The sequence below is a fragment of the Thalassotalea montiporae genome, assembly GCF_053485855.1.
Genome location: NZ_JBQRUO010000006.1, coordinates 162,794 through 182,411, shown reverse-complemented (window position 1 = coordinate 182,411; position 19,618 = coordinate 162,794). Strand labels below are relative to the sequence as shown.

The window sequence follows — 19,618 nt, the reverse complement described above, 5'->3', positions numbered from 1 at the left end:
TAGACACCTGAATGTTGTTGTTATAATTAGCCATGGCGTCTTGTTTTGTCATATTTATAATTGAAAACGCACAGCTAGTTAAAATATAGACACGTGCGCTAGATTGTTCAAACTGCAACTTTCTTAAAAAACAGATAGATACGCAATATTTTTGAAGTATTTATTCTATTTTTATCATGCCAATTCTCAAATCCAAATGTGTCATTTTTTGTACAAGATAAACATCATGGTGTTTATTTATTCATCAACCCCTTGAGTAATAAAGGATAGGTGAGTCTGGGTGTCTTGCTGATCACGATTAAAACACTGGTTAAATAACAAGCAACCATTAACACTCAAGTACGCCAAATATCACCCGTACTTATTGTGAAAATTCATTATTTTTATCTATAAACACAAAGCTAGAGCTAGCTTGACCTGTAGAAGAGAATTTAAAAGCTTTTTAAATCGCCACTCTAAATAATTCACATGAATTTAAGAGTATAAATAGCCCTTATAGCTTCGACAGATTTAAAGCTTTGGTTGGAGCGATAGCAGTTGCCATTTAGGAGGCAATATTTATTCGCTTTTAATAGATAGTTTCTCTGGCTTTAGCACATCGGTTAGTGAACGTCATAAAGCGAGTGAATAAAAAGAGGGGATATTGCCACACAGTTTTTGAATATTGGTGACTCTTTAATATTTGCGGCAGCAAGTCCTACAGCAATCGATAGTTTAAGAGAGTAAAGCAATCAAGAGCAGGCGTTATTGGTTCAAATAAATATCTACCAACAACGCCAATTTAAGCTGAATAAGCTAGCACTGATAAAGCGCTTCCATGCACCGCAAAGCAAGGCAAAGTAAGGCAACGCTTTAAAACTAGGCTAGTTTTTTTCAGGCAATGTAACGTTGAGTTCCAGTACTGCTAGATCATCGTCTTTTTGTTCCAGCTGAACAGACACTTGATCAGAGTTGATGCTTGGCACATATTTACTGATAACTTCAATGATGTCACGCTTCATTTGCGGCAAATAATCAGGGCCAGAGCGGGCATTTCGCTCATGGGCAACAATGATTTGCAAGCGCTCTTTGGCTAGCGACGCTGAAGTTTTCTTTGACGAACGAAAATAATCTAATAAAGCCATCACTTAACTCCCAAATAAGCGGTTTAATAATCCTTTTTTCTTCGCCGTTAAGAAGCGAAAATCAACTTTCTCACCAAGTAATCTTTCAACTGCATCAATGTAGGCTTGGCCAGCATCACTTTGCTCATCCAAGATGACTGGTTGTCCGGCATTTGAAGCACTAAGCACAGCTTTAGACTCAGGAATAACCCCAATGAGCTCAATCGCCAAAATTTCTTTTACGTCTTCGACACTCAGCATTTCCCCCATATCAACGCGCTCTGGATTGTAACGGGTTAATAATAGATGTTCAGGAATACTGCTACCTTGCTCTGCATGGCGCGATTTACTTTGCAAAATACCTAAAATACGGTCTGAGTCACGCACTGATGATACTTCTGGGTTAGTGACCACAATTGCCTCATCGGCAAAATAAAGCGCCATTTGCGCGCCAGCTTCAATACCCGCTGGCGAATCACATAGAATGTAATCAAAATCTTTACTTAAATCGTCTAGTACCTTGCCGACGCCTTCTTTCGTTAGCGCATCTTTATCACGCGTTTGTGAAGCAGGTAGAATATACAGGTTGTCCACGCGCTTATCTTTGATTAACGCTTGGTTTAAGTTGGCTTCACCATTGATAACGTTAACAAAGTCATAAACTACGCGACGCTCAACGCCCATAATCAAATCAAGATTACGGAGGCCGATATCAAAATCTAGAATAACGGTTTTTTTACCTTTTAACGCCAAACCTGTGCCAATTGCCGCACTTGACGTAGTTTTACCAACACCACCTTTACCTGATGTCACTACAATAATTTTTGCCATACAGCTCTTCCTTTATTTTAAATCTTCTACGGTTAACTGATCATCAACTAATCTAACGCTTGCCGCTTGTGCCCATGCTTTCTCTTGCAAGGAATCACTTAACCAATAATTACCATTGATTGACACCAACTCAGCTTGCAAATTGCTACAGTAAATTCTGGCTGTCTTATCGCCTTTAGCGCCTGCAATGGCTCGCCCCCTGAGCGTGCCATAGATGTGAATATTGCCGTCGGCAATAACTTCTGCGCCAGCACTAACCTGACCTTTAATTATCAAGTCGGTATCTTTTGCATAAATTTGCTGACCAGAGCGAATAGTGTGCTCAATAACTTTGGCAGGCTGAAATACCGGCTTTTCAACGAGCTTTTCTACTGTTTTCTCGACAACCTTTTCCACAATTTTCTCAGGTTTAGCCGCCACATTTGGCTTTGCTGTACCCGCTTTATCTTGGCTATGAGCGACTACCGCCAATCCTGCTTCTTTCGCAGCTTCCTTCTGTGCCTTGCTGCCACCGCTAATACCAACGAAAATAAAATCGTGACGCTCAACCACGGCTTTAACCGCGGCGAAGTCAATAACGCTTTCCGCCACTGCGGCTATATTGATGATTAAGGGAGCTCGGTAGAAAAATCCTGGGGCTTGTTCAACTTTGGCTTTTAGCCAAGCCGACAACTTATTTAAATCATATTCAGTCATCTGCAGCGCAGATAATGTAAATAAGCTACCTTTGAGTTCAAACTCAGCTTGCGACATAAACTAGAAAACTCCAACAACCTAACAACCAGATGTCAAAAACTGATCTAAACGAGTGCCTCAATAAATCCAGCTAGCGGTAAGCTATGTATCAAGGCTTGTGAATAATGAAATGGTATAGTTAGCGATCTGCGATAGCAAGTAAAAATAGTGCCTTGAGCAATGTAATCTACAAAATTTGGTACATAACAAGTACCCATCTGAAAAATTATCGCGCAACTATCAAAAAAGTTGGTTTACAGTTAAGCCAAACCATAACAATAGAGGGCTCGTATAGGCCTCTCGTAAACTTTTAGTGCACTTCTCGTACATTAGAATAATTCGACTGAAGTGCCCTGCTAGGATATAAATAAGCGCATTAACTCAAAACCTAAAACTACGTTTAATTAAACTCTGTCATCTATGTCAACTTCCTTACAAGATATTTTAACCACTTGGCACTCTCGAAAAGACCAAACTGAATGGGTACTTTGCACCCTCTATAAAACTGAAGGATCTAGCTATCGCAAGCCGGGTGCCATGATGATGTTTTCCGGAGATGGCGCCCAGTTAGGCTTGCTATCTGGTGGTTGCTTAGAAGGAGATATTCAGCAACATGCTAAACAAGTCATTGCTAATCAGCTAACGAAACAACTGACCTATGATGCCACAGATGAAGACGACCTCACGTTTCAACTCGGGATTGGTTGTGGCGGTATTGTCCATATTTTAATGCAACCAGTTAGCAAAGCGAACGAGTACCTAGCGTTAGACAAGCTGTTGGCATCGCTTCAGCAAGAAGGTAGTGGTATTTACCGCCAGCAAATACCGGGTAGCCCTAGTGCAGCGATAGGACAATTTGAAGCTATTGAACAAACAGGAAAATGGTCTACTGATCGCAAGGCGACATTAGTGGAACTAGATAATACCACTTGGCTAGAAACTCACATTTACCCCGACCCTCACTTGCTAATCGTTGGCGGTGGTTATGATGCTCGGCCATTATCAAGCATGGCAAAAAACATGGGCTGGCAAGTTTCGGTATGGGATTCAAGAGCAGCAAATGCCCGTAAAGCCTATTTTCAAGATGCCGATCATATCCTTAACGGCAGTATTGAAGCGCTCGCAGAATTTACTCACCAGCATAAAATTGCCGGTATTGTCTATATGTGTCACAGCGTTAGCTTAGATGCTAAAACACTGGCAGCACTCCATCAAATGCCTGTTGCTTACATGGGGTTACTTGGCCCTGCACATCGTAAGGACCAGGTAATAGAAGCTAGCTGTATTGATATCAATAAAGTATCAGCGCCACTTTCAGGGCCAATAGGGCTAAATCTAGGCGGGGAAACACCAGAAAGTATCGCACTGGCGATCTTGGCAGAAATGCATGCGGTGATTTGCCAAAGAGATGGGAGCTCGTTAAGTAACGTTATCCAGTAGCTCTTTGGTTAGCTATTTCGTTAGCGCATCATTGAGAAACAAAAAGGGTAATAACATCGCTGTTATTACCCTTTTAATTTTCGAATTTTAACGCTAAACGCTAGTGATTTTCAGACACCATATTCACTGTGTACTTAGGAATCTCTACCACTAAATCTTCATCTTTAATAATCGCTTGGCAACCTAAGCGAGATTCTGGCTCTAAGCCCCATGCTTTATCAAGCATATCGTCTTCAAGTTCATCTGATTCATCTAATGAGTCAAAACCTTCACGAATGATTACGTGACAGGTAGTACAGGCACAAACTTTTTCACAGGCGTGTTCAATGCCAATGTCATTTTTAAGGGCAACGTTTAATACGCTTTCACCCTGCTCTGCTTCAACAACAGCGCCATCTGGGCAAAGCTCTTCATGTGGTAAGAAAATAATTTGTGGCATGCTTTTACACCTTATCTACCGATTGGCCAGCCAGCGCAGTGCGTATTGATGAATCCATACGCTTTTCGGCAAAGCTTGCCGTTACCTGATTAACCACTTCAATTTGTTGTTCAATATCGTTAGTTGCCGTTGTTTTTGCAACCGCTTCTAACGTCGTTAACGCTGCGTCAATCTTTTCGATTTCTTCAGCATCTAATAAATCTTTATCTGCATCCAGCGCGGCGCGCACTGACTCTAATACACGAGCAGCCTCTACTTGTTGCTCTTTAAGCATACGCGCTTGCATATCTTGCTTGGCATTAGTCATAGAGTCTTTGATCATATTGGCGATTTGATTTTCCTCAAGGCCAAATGATGGTTTAACTTCAATGCTGGCTTCAACACCCGTCGATTTTTCCATGGCGCTAACTTCTAACAGGCCATCTGCGTCCACTTTAAAGGTCACACGAATATGAGCCGCACCCGCCGCCATTGGTGGAATACCGCGAAGTTCAAAGCGCGCCAATGACCGACAGGCATCCACAAGTTCACGTTCACCTTGTAACACATGAATAGACATCGCCGTTTGGCCGTCTTTAAACGTGGTGAATTCTTGCGCCTTAGCGACAGGAATTGTGGTGTTACGCTGAATAACTTTTTCCACTAAGCCGCCCATAGTCTCTAGACCAAGTGATAGTGGAATAACATCAAGCAATAACATATCACTGTCAGGTTTATTACCTGCCAAAATATCGGCTTGAATCGCAGCGCCAATTGCGACCACTTTATCAGGGTCGATTGAAGTTAGTGGCAGTTGACCAAAGAATTTTTCTACTTCTGTGCGCACAAGTGGCACACGTGTCGAGCCTCCGACCATGACCACTTCAATTACTTCATCGGTCGCAACATCCGCATCTTTTAAAGCGCGGCGACAAGCACGTAAGGTTTGATTAACCAGCTTGCCAATTAAAGCGTCAAAAGTAGCTTTAGTTAACTCATGCTGCCACGACTCACCATTTTCCAGCGCTAAACTTACTGTATGTAGTTCGGTGTTCGACAGAGCTTCTTTGGCTAAGCACGCTTGTTGGTTGATTTGGCGTTCCATTGAAGCGGAAAGTGGTCGCTGTAAGCCGGCTTGCTCAACTAGGTAGTCGGCAACCGCAATATCAAAATCATCACCACCTAAAGCTGAATCGCCACCGGTTGCTAATACTTCAAATACACCTTTATTTAAGCGCAGAATTGAAATATCAAAGGTACCACCACCTAAGTCGTATACCGCGATAACGCCTTCTTTGCCTGAGTCCAAACCATAAGCTACCGCTGCAGCAGTTGGTTCGTTCAGTAAGCGAAGCACATTCAAACCAGCTAATTTCGCTGCGTCTTTTGTGCTTTGGCGCTGTGCATCATCAAAGTAGGCAGGTACTGTGATCACCGCACCTACTAGTTCGCCACCTAAAGCAGATTCCGCACGTTCGCGTAACGTTGCGAGTACTTCACCCGAAACTTGTACTGGGTTGATTTGCCCTTGGCGGGTAATTAATTCAGGGTGATTCTCATCACCGCCGAACTCATACGGTAAGGTAGGATATTTACTTTGAATATCAGCCAATGAACGACCAATTAAGCGCTTGGCAGACACAATCGTATTTTGCGGATCGGCTACTGAAAATTCTTTGGCGGCATAGCCCACTAACGTTTGGTCTGCTTGATAGCTAACGATAGATGGCAGTATGTCTTTGCCATTTTTATCTTTTAAAGTGGTACTTTCGCCACTTTGGACACTGGCAACTAAGGAATTGGTGGTGCCTAAGTCAATACCCACGGCAAGGCGATGTTCATGAGGGACAGTACTTTGTCCAGGTTCTGCGATTTGTAGTAACGCCATGGCGGTCTCTAATGTCGATATTCTTAACTAGTTTGGTGGTATGGCTAGGTATTGAGAAAGTTGTCAGCCTTATTAACTTGTTCAGTTATTGGCGAAACCCTAGCCGAATAATTGTGCTTTCTTTTGTTTTGCTTGGCTTTTTTGTTAGCTCTCGAACAATAAGTCTTCTAAGCGATCAAGTTCTACATTCAATTTATGATAAAACTTGAGTTTGCGTAAAATCTCACTGGCTGCTTGATTAGCATCAGCCGTTTGCTCTGCCAGTTTTACCTGCATCGCTTTGTAAAGCTCAGTAAATTCACTTTCAAGTACCTGATTAGCTTCAAAGATAGCGGCATCGATATCGTCGGCAAACTTCACTTCTGCCAGCATTTCGCGCAATTCCATCTGGCGCATCAAAAACATATTGTCTTTAAATGATGCTTGCTCGTTAGGCATTTCGGTGCCGCGCAGCGTCAGCATATATTCAGCACGTTTTAGTGGTTTTTTCAGGGTTTGGTAAGCATCGTTAATGAGCGATGACTTTTGCACCGCTAACATTTGCTCTTGGCTTGAGGCATGCGCGAAGCGATCAGGGTGAACGCTTCGCTGTAGTTGTTGATAAACTTGCGTTAAGTGAGAGGTATCAATGTTGAATTTCTCGTCAAGCGCAAACAATTCAAAGTAATTCAAAACAACTCCACTTATGTCTTACAAATTACAATCTGACTTAATTAAAAGTTAAGTTAAAAGTTAAGTTAAAAGTTAAGTTAAAAGTTAAACTACAATTAACGGCTTAAACGTTAAAGCTTTCACCACAACCACATTCACCTTTGGCATTCGGGTTGGTAAATTTAAAGCCTTCGTTAAGCCCTTCCTTAACAAAGTCTAACTCAACACCTTCAAGATAAACTAGGCTTTTACCATCAATGATAATATTCACATCATCGATATTGTAAAGCTCGTCATCTTCATTGAGTTCATCAACAAACTCTAAAACATAGGCAAGACCGGAGCAGCCAGTGGTTTTAATACCTAAACGCAAGCCAAGACCTTTACCTCGGTTGGTTAAGAACGATCTAACGCGATCGGCTGCTGCTGTTGTCATGGTTACTGCCATAAATACCTCTTAGCTGTATGCCTTCTTTTACTGAACCGACTATTATCTTGGCTAGTTTGCTTGTTTAGTCTGGTAATCTTCAAGCGCAGCTTTAATTGCGTCTTCCGCTAAGATAGAGCAGTGAATTTTCACTGGTGGTAATGCTAGCTCTTCAGCGATTGCTGTGTTTTTAATTTCAGCCGCTTCTTCAATGCTCTTGCCTTTTACCCACTCTGTTACCAGTGAGCTTGAAGCGATTGCTGAACCACAACCGTAAGTTTTGAATTTTGCATCTTCGATAATACCTGCATCAGATATTTTCAACTGCAACTTCATTACGTCACCACAAGCTGGTGCACCCACCATGCCAGTTGCAACTTGTGGATCGTTTTTGTCTAGAGAGCCAACGTTACGTGGGTTCTCGTAATGATCGATTACTTTTTCACTGTATGCCATTATTCTTTACTCCTAGCTGTCAGCGCTTAGTGCGCTACCCACTCAACTGATTCTAAATCGATACCATCTTGGAACATTTCCCAAAGTGGCGACATTTCACGTAGGTGACCGATTGCGTTTTGAATAAGCTCAATTGCGTAGTCAATTTCTTCTTCTGTGGTGAAGCGACCAAAGCTAAAACGAATTGAACTGTGTGCTAACTCATCATTTAAACCTAACGCACGTAATACATACGAAGGTTCAAGGCTGGCGGATGTACATGCCGAACCACTTGATACGGCTAAGTCTTTCAACGCCATAATGAGTGATTCACCTTCAACAAAGTTGAAGCTTACGTTTAGGTTACCTGGGTAACGCTTATCAAAATCACCATTTACAAATACTTGCTCCATATCCTTGATACCCGCCCATAAGCGGTCACGCATTTTGATTACGTGTTCAAGGTCTTGTGCCATTTCTTCTTTGGCGATACGGAATGCTTCCCCCATACCAACGATTTGATGCGTTGGTAAAGTACCACTGCGCATACCACGCTCATGACCACCACCGTGGATTTGCGACTCTAAACGGATACGAGGCTTACGACGCACGTATAAGGCACCAATGCCTTTCGGGCCGTAAATTTTGTGTGCAGAGAAAGACATTAAGTCAACTTTCAAGGTCTGCATATCAATTGGTAATTTACCTGCACTTTGCGCCGCATCTACGTGGAATACGATTTTGCGAGCACGACACATTTCACCAATTTCTTGAATATCTTGAACCACACCAATCTCGTTATTGATGTGCATAATAGAAACCAACACGGTGTCTTCACGCATTGCCGCTTCTAGTTTAGTAAGGTCGATTAAACCGTTTGGCTCTGGGTCAAGGTAAGTGACTTCATAACCGTGACGCTCAAGTTCACGAGTGGTATCAAGTACCGCTTTGTGCTCAGTTTTACTGGTAATAATGTGCTTACCTTTTTTGCTGTAAAACTGCGCAGCACCTTTGATCGCCAAGTTGTTTGATTCGGTTGCACCAGAGGTGAATACGATCTCGCGCGAATCAGCATTAATTAGATCAGCAATTTGGTTACGAGCGATATCAACCGCTTCTTCTGCCTGCCAACCGAACTTGTGCGAGCGTGACGCTGGGTTACCATAATGGCCATCCGTTGTAAGGTACGCCATCATTTTTTCGGCGACACGTTTGTCTACTGGGGTAGTAGCTGAATAGTCAAAATAAATCGGTAATTTCATGGAATCGTATTCTCCAATATTGGTAACAACTGGTCCTTACCAGTCATTTACTATCTTTTGTGTTGCAATCAAGGTTTCGAGTCCGCTATCAGCGATACTTTGCTGATCTTTGTCCTGTCGCTGTGAAACCGATTTCACATCTCTTTGTTCTACGAGCTCAGCCAAAGAAATGTTTTGTAAAAACTCTTCGATGCGTTTACTTAAATCTGACCATAACGTATGAGTTAAACATTGGTGCCCGCCTTGGCAGTTACCTTGTCCCATACATTTAGTGGCATCTACGCTTTCATCTACCGCACTGATGACATCAGCCACGGCAATTTGCGCAGAGCACTTACCTAAGCGGTAGCCACCACCTGGGCCACGAACACTGGTCACTAAACCGTGTTTGCGTAAACGCGAAAATAATTGCTCTAGGTAAGAAAGAGATATCCCTTGTCTTTCGGAAATATCAGCCAGAGGCACAGGACCAGAGGCAGCATGAATCGCTACATCTAACATCGCTGTCACGGCATAACGCCCTTTGGAAGTTAATTTCATAGTGTGCCCTAGTTAATTTGCCGCGCAATTTTACATAACCTAGTAAATTAGTCAAACAAATACCTGAGTGATTTACTCAGGTATTTTAGATTCTTTACTTGAATACAGTCAAGAAATACTTGAGTAAAACACTCAAGTATTTTTCAGGGGACAAATTTTAAAGGAAATTAACGAACAATTTGAACGAACTAGGCAATTAGATTTTAGGGTCAAATGACTCTACTGTTTTTAAACGTCGGGCCGCAGCCTTTTGCTCATCTTCTACAAATTCACCAACGCGTAATTCAGGTAATTCTTTGTCGCAAACGTTACCACCTAGATTGTTCACTTCTTTACATAAATCACCCACTTTATTGTCCATCAAGTGGATGTGGTCAAGTAAGCGGCCTATCGCTTTAGCCACAGGATCTGGGTTGTCTTCAGATACAGCGTAAGCGTCAAAGCCATACTTTTTGGCGACTTCATCGCGAGTGCCGTTGCTTTTCTTCTTGCCGTTTGAGTTCACAATTTTACCCGGAATACCAACTGCTGTTGAGTTAGCAGGCACATCTTTAACCACGACAGAGTTCGAGCCAACTTTACCGCCATCATCAATAAGAATTGGGCCTAACACTTTGGCGCCTGCGCCAATAACCACATTGTTGCCCAAAGTTGGGTGGCGCTTACCCTCTTTCCAGCTCGTGCCGCCAAGAGTAACGCCTTGATAAAGCGTCACATCATCGCCAATTTCAGCCGTACCACCAATGACCACCCCCATACCATGATCGATAAAAAAGCGGCGACCTATGGTTGCACCAGGGTGAATTTCAATGCCTGTTAACCAGCGTGAAAAGGTTGAAATCGTACGGGCCAGCCATTTCCAATCACGTTTCCATAGCTTGTGTGCAAGGCGATGAAACCAAATGGCATGCAAGCCTGGGTAATTGGTTAATACTTCAAAGCTGTTGCGCGCTGCTGGGTCGCGATCAAAGACACTGTTAATATCTTCTTTGATTCGGCTAAACATATTTCTTCCTAATATCTAAAAATCGAATGAATCGATAACGAATCAATAACGAATCGAAAGTTAAAGCGATTTATTTTCATTATTGTTGGCTAAAAGCATTACGCTTATTAAGCGCTAATCTAGCGGCAAACGCGACCCTGATTACAATTTAAAACAATTATTTGGCCTATTCGCCCAGCTTATCGGCTTTTTATCGTCTTCTTACTGGCCCTTTGACTCAGCGTCACCTTTGTCAGAGCCTTCGCCAGTTAACTTGGCAAGCTGCTTAGCCGTTTTCTCAACTGACGACAAAATACCGCGCCACATTTTCACTTCTTTGGTGTCTGGACGTGCGCGGTTGATAAAGCGACGTAACTTAGTCATTACCAAACCAGGGTGACTCGGCACGATAAAACCAGTGGCTTTTAGTGCTTCCTCAAAGTGAGTAAACATACGCTCTGTTTCTTCTACAACAGGGTATTCTTCTTCATCTTCAGCACTCGCCGGCTTAGCAAACTGCGCTTCATTGGCAGCTAAATATGCCATACGCACTTCGTAGCTTAACGTTTGTACCGCCATTGCAAGGTTCAATGAACTGTACTCAGGATTTGCTGGAATTTGCACATGGAAATGACAAAGCTGCAGTTCATCATTGGTCAAGCCACTGCTTTCGCGACCAAATACTAATGCCACTGGATAATTAGGCACTTCTTCAATCAGCTTTTCACCGCAGCTGCGAGGCTCGAGCATCGGCCAAGGCAGGGTGCGCGAGCGAGCACTGGTACCAACGACAAGGCCACAATCTTCAATCGCTTCTTCAAGCGTGCTAACGACTTGCGCATTGGCTAATACATCAGTCGCACCTGCCGCTAGTGCTTGCGCTTGACCATTTGGCATTTCGATAGGATCAACTAAGACTAATTGGCTTAATCCCATGGTTTTCATGGCGCGTGCTGCCGAGCCAATATTACGGCAATCGGAGGTATTCACGAGCACAATTTTTACATTGGCTAGATTTGGCGTATTGGTTGATGCGTTTGCTGTTGAGTCGTTTGACATTATAACTATCTAGATGGCTAAAAATCCTGACATTTTATCACAAGAATATCAGGGGTGATTAGCGTATTTTGCATTTTATCAATAAAGCCCGCTATTTTGATTCGATCTCTATTAGTGCGTTTTGTTCTATATTCGAACTTTTCATACAGGATTAAGATCTTCTATTCGTCTGCTCTAGCCAACTGGACACAATTCAAACTAACTACTCAACCCTGTCGGCTTTTTCGCTTTCAACTATACTTTTCTATGATTTAAATCATGTTCAGCTACATATTGATACAGGCTTAAACTAGCGACGCACAATGGTGAGTAGTAAAATAGCGCGCGAAAATTTGGTGGGTGGTCATACCATTTATGTTTTGATTAATAATGCAATAAACAGCACGTTAAGTTTCTTCGTTATTGATCCGAAAATGAGCAGACCTTATGCAACCAAATCAATTTAAAATTAACGCGAAATTAAAAATTACCACAACAAAGTGAGGACAAAAGCAGGCCATGTTCAACCTTGATCAACAACAAATTCAATCGGTAATGTCGAGTTTTCAAATTCCAGTGAAGCCAGAAGTGCTATCGGAAATTGAAAACTTAATGGACGAGGAATACCCAGATTTGGGTAAGATCTCTGACGTAATTGCCCGTGATGTTGGTCTATCAGCCGCTATTTTAAAAGTTATCAACTCACCTTTTTACGGTATGAATCGCCGTATTTCTGAAATTAAGCAAGCGGCGATGATGCTTGGGCTAACCACCATCAAAGCACTCGTAACAGCCTTATTGTTGAAGAAGTCATTCTCTGGCAATGCCAGTATTTCACTAGAGCGTTTTTGGGATGACGCTATCGATACTGCCAATGCGATGCAGTTTATTGGCAACCGCGTTAAAAACGAAGTGCCGGTAGACATGCTATTTACCATTGGACTATTTCACGATTGCGGTATTCCTTTACTAGCACTTAAGTATGACAACTATAAAGACATCTTGATTGCCGCCAACAATAATCACGAAAACCCAATTGCCTTAGAAGAAAAGCATTACGGCTGTAACCATGCTGTATTGGGCTATTACGTTGCGACTTCTTGGCACTTACCGAAAGATATTTGCCAATTAATTTTGCGCCACCATGACTTCAGCTTTATCAAGTCAGCGACCTGTGGCAAAGAAGAGTTAGTTTTTTGCGTATTAAAGGCAGCAGAAAACTTAACAGAAAACGTGAAACGTTATGGTAATTCACCTGACTGGCAAATTATCAGCAATCAAGCTTTATCTATTTTAGGTTTATCCGAAGAAGATTATCGCGACCTAATGGACGATTACACAGAACTTTATCACGAGCAGTAATTTCGCCATTAACAAATATTGACCATTTATTAGGCGCATTCCGGTAGTAATTACTAAACTTAGCTGCTAGAATGCGCGCCGCTTTGACGACGAGTGCGTTCGTCAACCCTGTTCTTTGACATGCTGTTTTACAAATTTAAATAGGTAGCCCTATGCATCCAATGTTAAATATTGCTGTACGTGCCGCACGTTCAGCTGGAAATGTTATCGCTCGCGCATTCGAGCAATTAGATAAAGTGGAAGTTGAGTCAAAAGGCACTAACGACTTAGTGACCAACATCGATAAGCAAGCTGAACAAGTGATTATCGATACGATTCGTAAAGCTTACCCAAACCACAGTATTGTTGGTGAAGAGCACGGCATTTTAGAAGGTGAAGATACGGACTACCAATGGGTTATCGATCCACTCGATGGCACAACAAACTTTGTAAAAGGCATTCCTCACTTTGCTGTATCTATTGCTTTAAAAGTAAAAGGCAAATTAGATCAAGCTGTTATTTTTGACCCGATTCGCGGCGAACTGTTTACTGCTAGCCGTGGTAAAGGTGCGCAACTTAACGGTTTCCGTATTCGCGTATCAAACGCAAAAGAACTTAATGGCACCGTATTAGCGACTGGTTTCCCATTCAAGAAAAAACAACATACCGATGCTTACCTAAACATGTTTAAGGCAATGTTTACTAAAACTGCGGATATGCGTCGTGCTGGCTCTGCAGCGCTTGACCTAGCTTATGTTGCTGCTGGCCGTATTGATGGTTTCTTCGAAATCGGCTTAAAACCTTGGGATACTGCCGCAGGTGAACTATTAGTTGTTGAAGCGGGTGGTTTAGTCAGTGACTTTGCTGGCGGTAACAACCACGCAAAATCAGGCAACATTGTTGCTGGCAGCACCAAAGTACTACGTGAAATCTTAAAAGATATTCGCCCTTTCCTAGGCGACAGCCTTAACAAATAGGTGAAAGCCTAAATAGGCGATAGCTTAAACAAGTAAGCAAGACTTTATAGTCGAATAACTAAAAGCCGCTTATCGAAAGATAAGCGGCTTTTTTATCTCTAATTCTTTTTGTCTCTTACACCTGCGCGGACGAAACTAGTTGTAAGCACCAAACGAACCTGCTGGCCCTGGAAAAACTACAGGCGACTCAAAACCATCTTTAGCAACACTACTGACACCGAAGAAGTAGTTATCAATGACGATATTCTCTAGTGTAAATTCACTCACATCACCGACATATTGGCTTTTTGTCCATGTTGGTTCAGTGGTTAAACGCCAGTGAATACGATAGCCCGCAAGATTATCAGCCATTTTACCCGTCGGCTTTTGCCAGCTAAGCGTGGTTGAGGGCTGAACAGCGCCTTTAATTTGTACATTGGCTGGCGGCGCTGGCGCCCATGCCATCGAAGCCATTGTCACCGCATTAAGCGAAGTTAGCTTGGCATTAAAATCAAAATCAACGCCCGCCAAGACATCACCATATTCGCGGCCATTTTCTGTGCGCAAATCTTGGTGTTGGCGATCATAGTGCTCATTGGTTTCCATAATTCTTACCGCTGGAAAACCCACTTCATTAAATGGGCGATGATGGCCACCACGACGGAAACGGTCTAAACGATAAACCATCATCACATCTAGATTGGGAATATAATCATCGGCGATTTTATCAATGTAGCGAGCAACATTACGCGATGGTGAATCTACTTCGCCACCAGCAAAACGACGTAATCTCGCTTCTTCTGGAGTTTCAATAACACGCACACCTTCTGAAAATACTCGTGCTGTGGTGTTATTAATCACCCCATTGATACCCGCGATATTGCCGATCATGTCATTATTAATAACGGCTTCAACTCGCCAGTTTTCCTGTTTGGCAATATCCGCCATAATTTTGCCACCAAACAAGCCTTGCTCTTCACCCGAAAGCGCCGCATAAACAATGGTGCCATCAAATTTGTATTGCGAAAGTACACGCGCTGCTTCTATCGCGCCAGCAACACCAGTAGCATTATCGTTGGCCCCTGGTGAATCACTGGTAAAGTCGAGAGGGTCACTCACCCTTGAATCTATATCACCGCTCATCACAATATAACGATTAGGGTCGGTTTGGCCGCGTTGTATCGCCAGCACGTTTACCACTTCAGTTGGGTTAGGAATTCTTGTTTCACCCGAAAAAGTGCGTTTTTGATAGACCACTTCCAAACAACCACCACATTCAGCTGATATTTTTTCAAACTCCGCCTTTATCCAACGTCGTGCAGCGCCAATACCACGGCTATCAGACTTTGTTTTTGACAAGGTATGCCGTGTACCAAAACTCACTAACTTAGTCACATCTTGCTTTAATCGCTCAGCGCTTATCTGCTTTTGAATATCACGCAGCACAAGCTGCTCACTAGGTGGTACCTGCACAGCACTAGCTGCAGCACTGACGAATGTTGCACAAATAGCACTAGCTATTAGGCTGATACTTTTTGCATAAGTTGCTGAAGGGCGCTTTAAATTAACATGCGCTTGAAGACTCAATTGTAGACTCATAAGAAGGCCTTACCTTTTATAATCGTTATTAGTAATGGCAACCACGTTACCTGCTAAGCTAAATATCGAATAGTTTAATCAGCTTAATCGTCAGTTTATTGAGATAAACGTCTAGTCACCAAAACTTATATTTTAAATTGATATATGAAACCATCTTTTAATATGGATAGTGTTATAAGGGGTGTTAGAATGGAACATAATTCAGCACATCAGTAGTAGGCCAGTGTCGTTATGCCAAAAAACTTCAATCCCAATAAACAAGCTTTTACCGCAGGAGAAGCTGCCTTAGTCGGTGCCGGCCCTGGCGATCCTGACTTGCTAACCCTGCAAGCCTATCGTTTTATTACTCAGGCAGAAGTCGCGATTTACGATCGATTGGTCAGTGATGAAATAATGGCGCTGTTACCCGAAGGCTGTGAAAAAATTTATGTGGGTAAGAAGCAAGCTGAGCATAAAGTACCGCAAACGCGCATTAATGAAATTATTGTTGAACAAGCTAAGTTAGGTAAACGAGTAGTCCGCTTAAAAGGTGGCGACCCACTCGTCTTTGGCCGTGGTGGCGAAGAAGCGCAATACGCACTCAGCCAAGGCGTGGCCTGCCATATTGTGCCAGGTATGACAGCAGCATCTTCTTGCGCGGCTTATGCTGGAATTCCATTGACTCACCGCCAAGTGTCACGCGCGTGCACCTTAATTACTGGCCATGTCCAAAATGATGGTAGCTTAGATTTACCCTGGTCATCACTGCAAGATCAGCAGCAAACCATTGTTTTTTACATGGGCGTAAAAACACTCGGTACGATAGTGCAGCAGTTAGAGAAAGCAGGACGACCACTATCAACCCCTGTCGCGTTAATTGAACGCGGCACCACACAAGCGCAGAAATTAGTGAAAGGCACTTTGGAAAATATTGAAGCCCTCGTCGCAGAGCACCATATTAAACCACCATCATTGATTATTATCGGCGATGTGGTAACCACCTTTGAACAAGCACAACTTGCTAATTTAGGTTACCTTTTACCAAGTAACAATTAATACCAATTCACTCTTAACTCAAATAAAACGGCTATAGCACAATCAAAAAGAGCGACAGTAAGTCGCTCTTTTGGGATTAGTATAGATATCAAATAGTATTCGCTGCTTTAGTTACTACCAGTATTTTTCGCATTGTTCACTTTACGTGGCTTAGGCTTCTTGACTTGTGGACTACTCGCGTATGGGGTGTTTGCTTTAGTGCCACTACGAGCGCCACTGCCCTGCTTGCCTGACGAAGCAGAGCTTGATTTACCTCCTCGCTTATTTGAGCGAGTTTCTGAATTCTTGCTACTGCCACTTTTATGCCTGTCATCAGCACTTTTTGCATTTGGCTTTCTGCCCTTACTAGAGTTACTGCCGTGCTTAGGCTTGGTGTCGCTTCGCTTCTGCGATTTTTGCTCTTTGCCTGCTTCACTGGCATTGCCTTGAGTGTGCTTACCAGCTTTAGCATTAGGCTTGTGAATAGCTTCAGGGGATTTAGCTTTTTTCGGCTTTTTCGGTTTCTTTTTCTTTAGTGGTCGAATCGGGCGTGATTCATCTAATGGATTGGCAGGCGTAAAACCATCAACTTCTTTTCTCGGAATGTGCTGCTGAATAACGTGTTCGATATCAACTAATTGCTTATATTCATCTGCTGCAACCAATGAAATCGCTTCACCGTCAACACCCGCGCGACCCGTTCGGCCGATACGATGAACGTAGTCTTCCTGCACATTAGGCAGCTCAAAGTTGACCACTACTGGCAGCTGACTAATATCAATACCACGGGCAGCAATATCAGTTGCCACTAACACTTGAATAGTTTTGTCTTTAAACTGCGCAAGTGCTTTGGTGCGTGCACCTTGGCTTTTATTGCCGTGGATTGCCAATGCTTTATGGCCTTGACCGTCAAGGTAACGAGTTAAACGGTTAGCTCCGTGTTTAGTACGGGTAAAAACCAAGACTTGTGACCACTGTTGACCGGTAATCAGTTTATCTAGTAAGGCAGGCTTCTTCTTTTTATCAACTGCTACTAGCCAATGTTCAATGGTGGCAGCAGTCGTGTTCTCTTGGGCAACCGAAATCTCGACCGGCTGCTTTACTAAGGTTTTCGCTAACTCGCGAATTTCTGGTGAGAAAGTCGCTGAAAATAGCAAGCTTTGGCGCTGCTTAGGTAGTAACGCCAGTATTTTTTTGATATCGCGAATAAAACCCATGTCGAGCATGCGATCAGCTTCATCAAGCACGACCGCTTCAAGTTCATCAAATTTAACAGCATTTTGCTGATATAAATCTAACAAACGGCCAGGCGTTGCGGTCAGCACTTCAACCCCAGCGCGCAAGCGCATCATTTGTGGGTTAATTTTGACGCCGCCAAAAACTACGTCACTGCGAATATTTAAATGTTGGCTATAACGCGACACATTATCTGCAACCTGCGCCGCTAGCTCGCGCGTCGGCGTTAATACTAAAACTTTTACTTGGTTCGCAGACGAACGTGATTTGTTGCTTGCTAGCTGATGCAAAATGGGCAAGGTAAAGCCCGCAGTTTTACCTGTGCCTGTTTGCGCGGCCGCCATGATATCGCGGCCAGTAAGAATCGCAGGGATCGCTTTCGCTTGAATGGGAGAAGGTGTTTGATAGCCTTGCTCAGTTACCGCTTGAACTAATTCAGGTAATAAGCCTAATGCTGAAAACGACATAGAATTCCTTAACGCAAGCCACCCCGAAAGATTTCTTGACAGCAGATAATAAAAAAGCGCGGCAGTCTATCATATTCACAGCTGCCGCGCTTATTAATTAAACGTTAAAAATTGTTTGTCTATGCCTATTAGTTATAGCTGACGATTTAACCAAAGAATAATCGCCATAACCAGCCATGATCTAATTCTTCTTCACAGCTTTTTAATTGGCTTGAGTAGCGGCGAGCACGGTTGTCTACCTTACGCGACACCTTCACCAACCAAGGTTTTTTCTTGTATGTTTTACGTTTAAAGCCGCCCCAGCCTTCGTGATAGTTCAAGTACTGATTGTAGGCATCCCATTTTGATACTTTATTGATTTTTTGCGTTTTAAAAATAAACCAGCCCATAAAATCAATTGCATCATCAAAGTCATCGCGATCGGCACCCGAGTTATCGGTTTCGCGAATGTAGTCATCCCATGTCATCGTCTTAGCCTGAGAGTAGCCGTAGGCACTACTTACGCGCCCCCACGGAATAAAACCAAGCAAGTAATCACGCGGTGGCAGCGCATCATGCCTAAACGAGCTTTCTTGATACATCATCGCCATTGGCACATGAATAGGAACGCCCCAGCGCTCGCGTGCATCTTTTGCAGCAAAATACCAATCACGGTGCTCGCGAAAGATTTCACAGATATTTTCAGGATTTTTTGGAGGAGGCGTTGCACAGCCAGCAAGTAATATTGTGCTGAGCAAGCTAATCAGAAACAGCTTAGTTTTACGCATAAAACAACTAAATTGAAAAAGTAAGCGACTTGGTATGGTTATGATGCCAGAGCATTAAAAAAAAATCTTACCTTTCTTGGAACTTTTTGTTTTTACATCACTCTTACTAAACGAGAGACTTTTGTTATATTCCCCTTTTGGATATTCATCGCGCTATTCTTTTTAAGCATAGCGCGTTTTTTTTGCCCTGAATTTGCTGCCCAAATCACTATTCAAAACTTAGCCACACATCTCACTTTTACTTTTCTTAAAATTTTTTCAATTTAATTGAACTTTACTATCAAGCATGACTCAAACAAAGTGAGAGAATTACTCCCTTAGTGTTTTTATGCTTTTGAGCGCGTTTACCTGATAACAGTGTAAACGCGTTTTTTTTGCCTGTTATTTATCTCTGCTTTTATCTCAGCTTTCGACAATTCTTATTGTTTAACGAAAAAGTCAAAACTTTGTGAACTTTTAGCGCAATACCCTGTCCTATTAATTGA

Annotated in this window: 19 protein-coding genes; 4 read left to right on the top strand and 15 right to left on the bottom strand. The window is 42.7% G+C overall.

Annotated elements, in window-relative coordinates; genetic code table 11:
- Nucleotides 1-863: 863 nt before the first annotated feature.
- The 3 genes from minE to minC are packed head-to-tail and all read right to left on the bottom strand — an operon-like array spanning nt 864 to nt 2,687.
- Nucleotides 864-1,124, bottom strand: coding sequence for a cell division topological specificity factor MinE (minE, locus tag ACSLUR_RS16100; protein ID WP_116001090.1), 261 nt, complete (start codon nt 1,122-1,124; stop codon nt 864-866).
- A gap of 3 nt (nt 1,125-1,127) precedes the next feature.
- Nucleotides 1,128-1,934 carry a septum site-determining protein MinD gene (gene minD / locus ACSLUR_RS16095; protein WP_116017416.1) on the bottom strand — a complete coding sequence of 269 codons (807 nt, stop codon included), beginning with the start codon at nt 1,932-1,934 and terminating at the stop codon, nt 1,128-1,130.
- Nucleotides 1,935-1,946: 12 nt separating this feature from the next.
- Entirely contained in the window at nt 1,947-2,687 is a 741-nt protein-coding gene (gene minC / locus ACSLUR_RS16090) for a septum site-determining protein MinC (RefSeq protein WP_448556238.1), read from the bottom strand.
- A 402-nt stretch (nt 2,688-3,089) separates the two neighbouring features.
- On the opposite strand from minC, the gene ACSLUR_RS16085 reads away from it, so the two are divergent.
- Nucleotides 3,090-4,109, top strand: coding sequence for an XdhC family protein (locus ACSLUR_RS16085; RefSeq protein ID WP_448556236.1), 1,020 nt, complete (start codon nt 3,090-3,092; stop codon nt 4,107-4,109).
- Nucleotides 4,110-4,209: 100 nt separating this feature from the next.
- Here the strand turns inward: ACSLUR_RS16085 and fdx are convergent, their stop codons facing one another.
- From fdx to trmJ, 9 genes are all read right to left on the bottom strand, one after another.
- Nucleotides 4,210-4,548, bottom strand: coding sequence for an ISC system 2Fe-2S type ferredoxin (gene fdx / locus ACSLUR_RS16080; RefSeq protein WP_116001094.1), 339 nt, complete (start codon nt 4,546-4,548; stop codon nt 4,210-4,212).
- A 4-nt stretch (nt 4,549-4,552) separates the two neighbouring features.
- Nucleotides 4,553-6,415: a Fe-S protein assembly chaperone HscA gene (gene hscA, locus ACSLUR_RS16075; RefSeq protein WP_448556234.1), complete on the bottom strand. Its 1,863-nt coding sequence runs from the start codon at nt 6,413-6,415 to the stop codon at nt 4,553-4,555.
- A gap of 144 nt (nt 6,416-6,559) precedes the next feature.
- Nucleotides 6,560-7,087 carry a co-chaperone HscB gene (gene hscB / locus ACSLUR_RS16070; RefSeq protein WP_448556232.1) on the bottom strand — a complete coding sequence of 176 codons (528 nt, stop codon included), beginning with the start codon at nt 7,085-7,087 and terminating at the stop codon, nt 6,560-6,562.
- A 103-nt stretch (nt 7,088-7,190) separates the two neighbouring features.
- Nucleotides 7,191-7,514: an iron-sulfur cluster assembly protein IscA gene (iscA, locus tag ACSLUR_RS16065; protein ID WP_116001097.1), complete on the bottom strand. Its 324-nt coding sequence runs from the start codon at nt 7,512-7,514 to the stop codon at nt 7,191-7,193.
- Nucleotides 7,515-7,565: 51 nt separating this feature from the next.
- Entirely contained in the window at nt 7,566-7,949 is a 384-nt protein-coding gene (iscU, locus tag ACSLUR_RS16060; protein ID WP_116001098.1) for a Fe-S cluster assembly scaffold IscU, read from the bottom strand.
- 26 nt (nt 7,950-7,975) lie between these two features.
- Nucleotides 7,976-9,190 carry an IscS subfamily cysteine desulfurase gene (locus tag ACSLUR_RS16055; protein WP_116001099.1) on the bottom strand — a complete coding sequence of 405 codons (1,215 nt, stop codon included), beginning with the start codon at nt 9,188-9,190 and terminating at the stop codon, nt 7,976-7,978.
- A gap of 36 nt (nt 9,191-9,226) precedes the next feature.
- Nucleotides 9,227-9,730 (bottom strand): Fe-S cluster assembly transcriptional regulator IscR, encoded by a 504-nt coding sequence (iscR, locus tag ACSLUR_RS16050; RefSeq protein ID WP_116001100.1) that lies wholly within the window; start codon nt 9,728-9,730, stop codon nt 9,227-9,229.
- A 196-nt stretch (nt 9,731-9,926) separates the two neighbouring features.
- Nucleotides 9,927-10,736 carry a serine O-acetyltransferase gene (gene cysE / locus ACSLUR_RS16045; protein ID WP_116001101.1) on the bottom strand — a complete coding sequence of 270 codons (810 nt, stop codon included), beginning with the start codon at nt 10,734-10,736 and terminating at the stop codon, nt 9,927-9,929.
- Nucleotides 10,737-10,937: 201 nt separating this feature from the next.
- The gene (trmJ, locus tag ACSLUR_RS16040; RefSeq protein ID WP_448556228.1) at nt 10,938-11,774 is read right to left on the bottom strand and encodes a tRNA (cytosine(32)/uridine(32)-2'-O)-methyltransferase TrmJ; all 837 of its coding nucleotides are present in this window, start codon (nt 11,772-11,774) and stop codon (nt 10,938-10,940) included.
- A 498-nt stretch (nt 11,775-12,272) separates the two neighbouring features.
- Here trmJ and ACSLUR_RS16035 point away from each other — a divergent pair, with 498 nt between their 5' ends.
- Together ACSLUR_RS16035 and suhB are read left to right on the top strand one after the other, a co-directional pair.
- Nucleotides 12,273-13,115 (top strand): HDOD domain-containing protein, encoded by an 843-nt coding sequence (locus ACSLUR_RS16035; protein ID WP_448556226.1) that lies wholly within the window; start codon nt 12,273-12,275, stop codon nt 13,113-13,115.
- Between the two features lie 152 nt (nt 13,116-13,267).
- Nucleotides 13,268-14,071, top strand: coding sequence for an inositol-1-monophosphatase (gene suhB, locus ACSLUR_RS16030; RefSeq protein ID WP_116001104.1), 804 nt, complete (start codon nt 13,268-13,270; stop codon nt 14,069-14,071).
- 135 nt (nt 14,072-14,206) lie between these two features.
- Here suhB and ACSLUR_RS16025 read toward each other — a convergent pair whose 3' ends face one another.
- The gene (locus tag ACSLUR_RS16025; RefSeq protein ID WP_448556224.1) at nt 14,207-15,649 is read right to left on the bottom strand and encodes a M28 family peptidase; all 1,443 of its coding nucleotides are present in this window, start codon (nt 15,647-15,649) and stop codon (nt 14,207-14,209) included.
- A 231-nt stretch (nt 15,650-15,880) separates the two neighbouring features.
- Between ACSLUR_RS16025 and cobA the strand changes: the two genes are divergently transcribed.
- On the top strand, nt 15,881-16,684 hold the full coding sequence (cobA, locus tag ACSLUR_RS16020; RefSeq protein ID WP_448556222.1) for a uroporphyrinogen-III C-methyltransferase: 804 nt from the start codon (nt 15,881-15,883) through the stop codon (nt 16,682-16,684).
- 107 nt (nt 16,685-16,791) lie between these two features.
- Here cobA and ACSLUR_RS16015 read toward each other — a convergent pair whose 3' ends face one another.
- Together ACSLUR_RS16015 and ACSLUR_RS16010 are read right to left on the bottom strand one after the other, a co-directional pair.
- The gene (locus ACSLUR_RS16015) at nt 16,792-18,366 is read right to left on the bottom strand and encodes a DEAD/DEAH box helicase (protein WP_448556220.1); all 1,575 of its coding nucleotides are present in this window, start codon (nt 18,364-18,366) and stop codon (nt 16,792-16,794) included.
- A 146-nt stretch (nt 18,367-18,512) separates the two neighbouring features.
- A complete protein-coding gene (locus ACSLUR_RS16010) occupies nt 18,513-19,133 on the bottom strand; it encodes a transglycosylase SLT domain-containing protein (protein ID WP_116001108.1) in 621 nt (206 codons plus the stop codon).
- Nucleotides 19,134-19,618 lie beyond the last annotated feature (485 nt).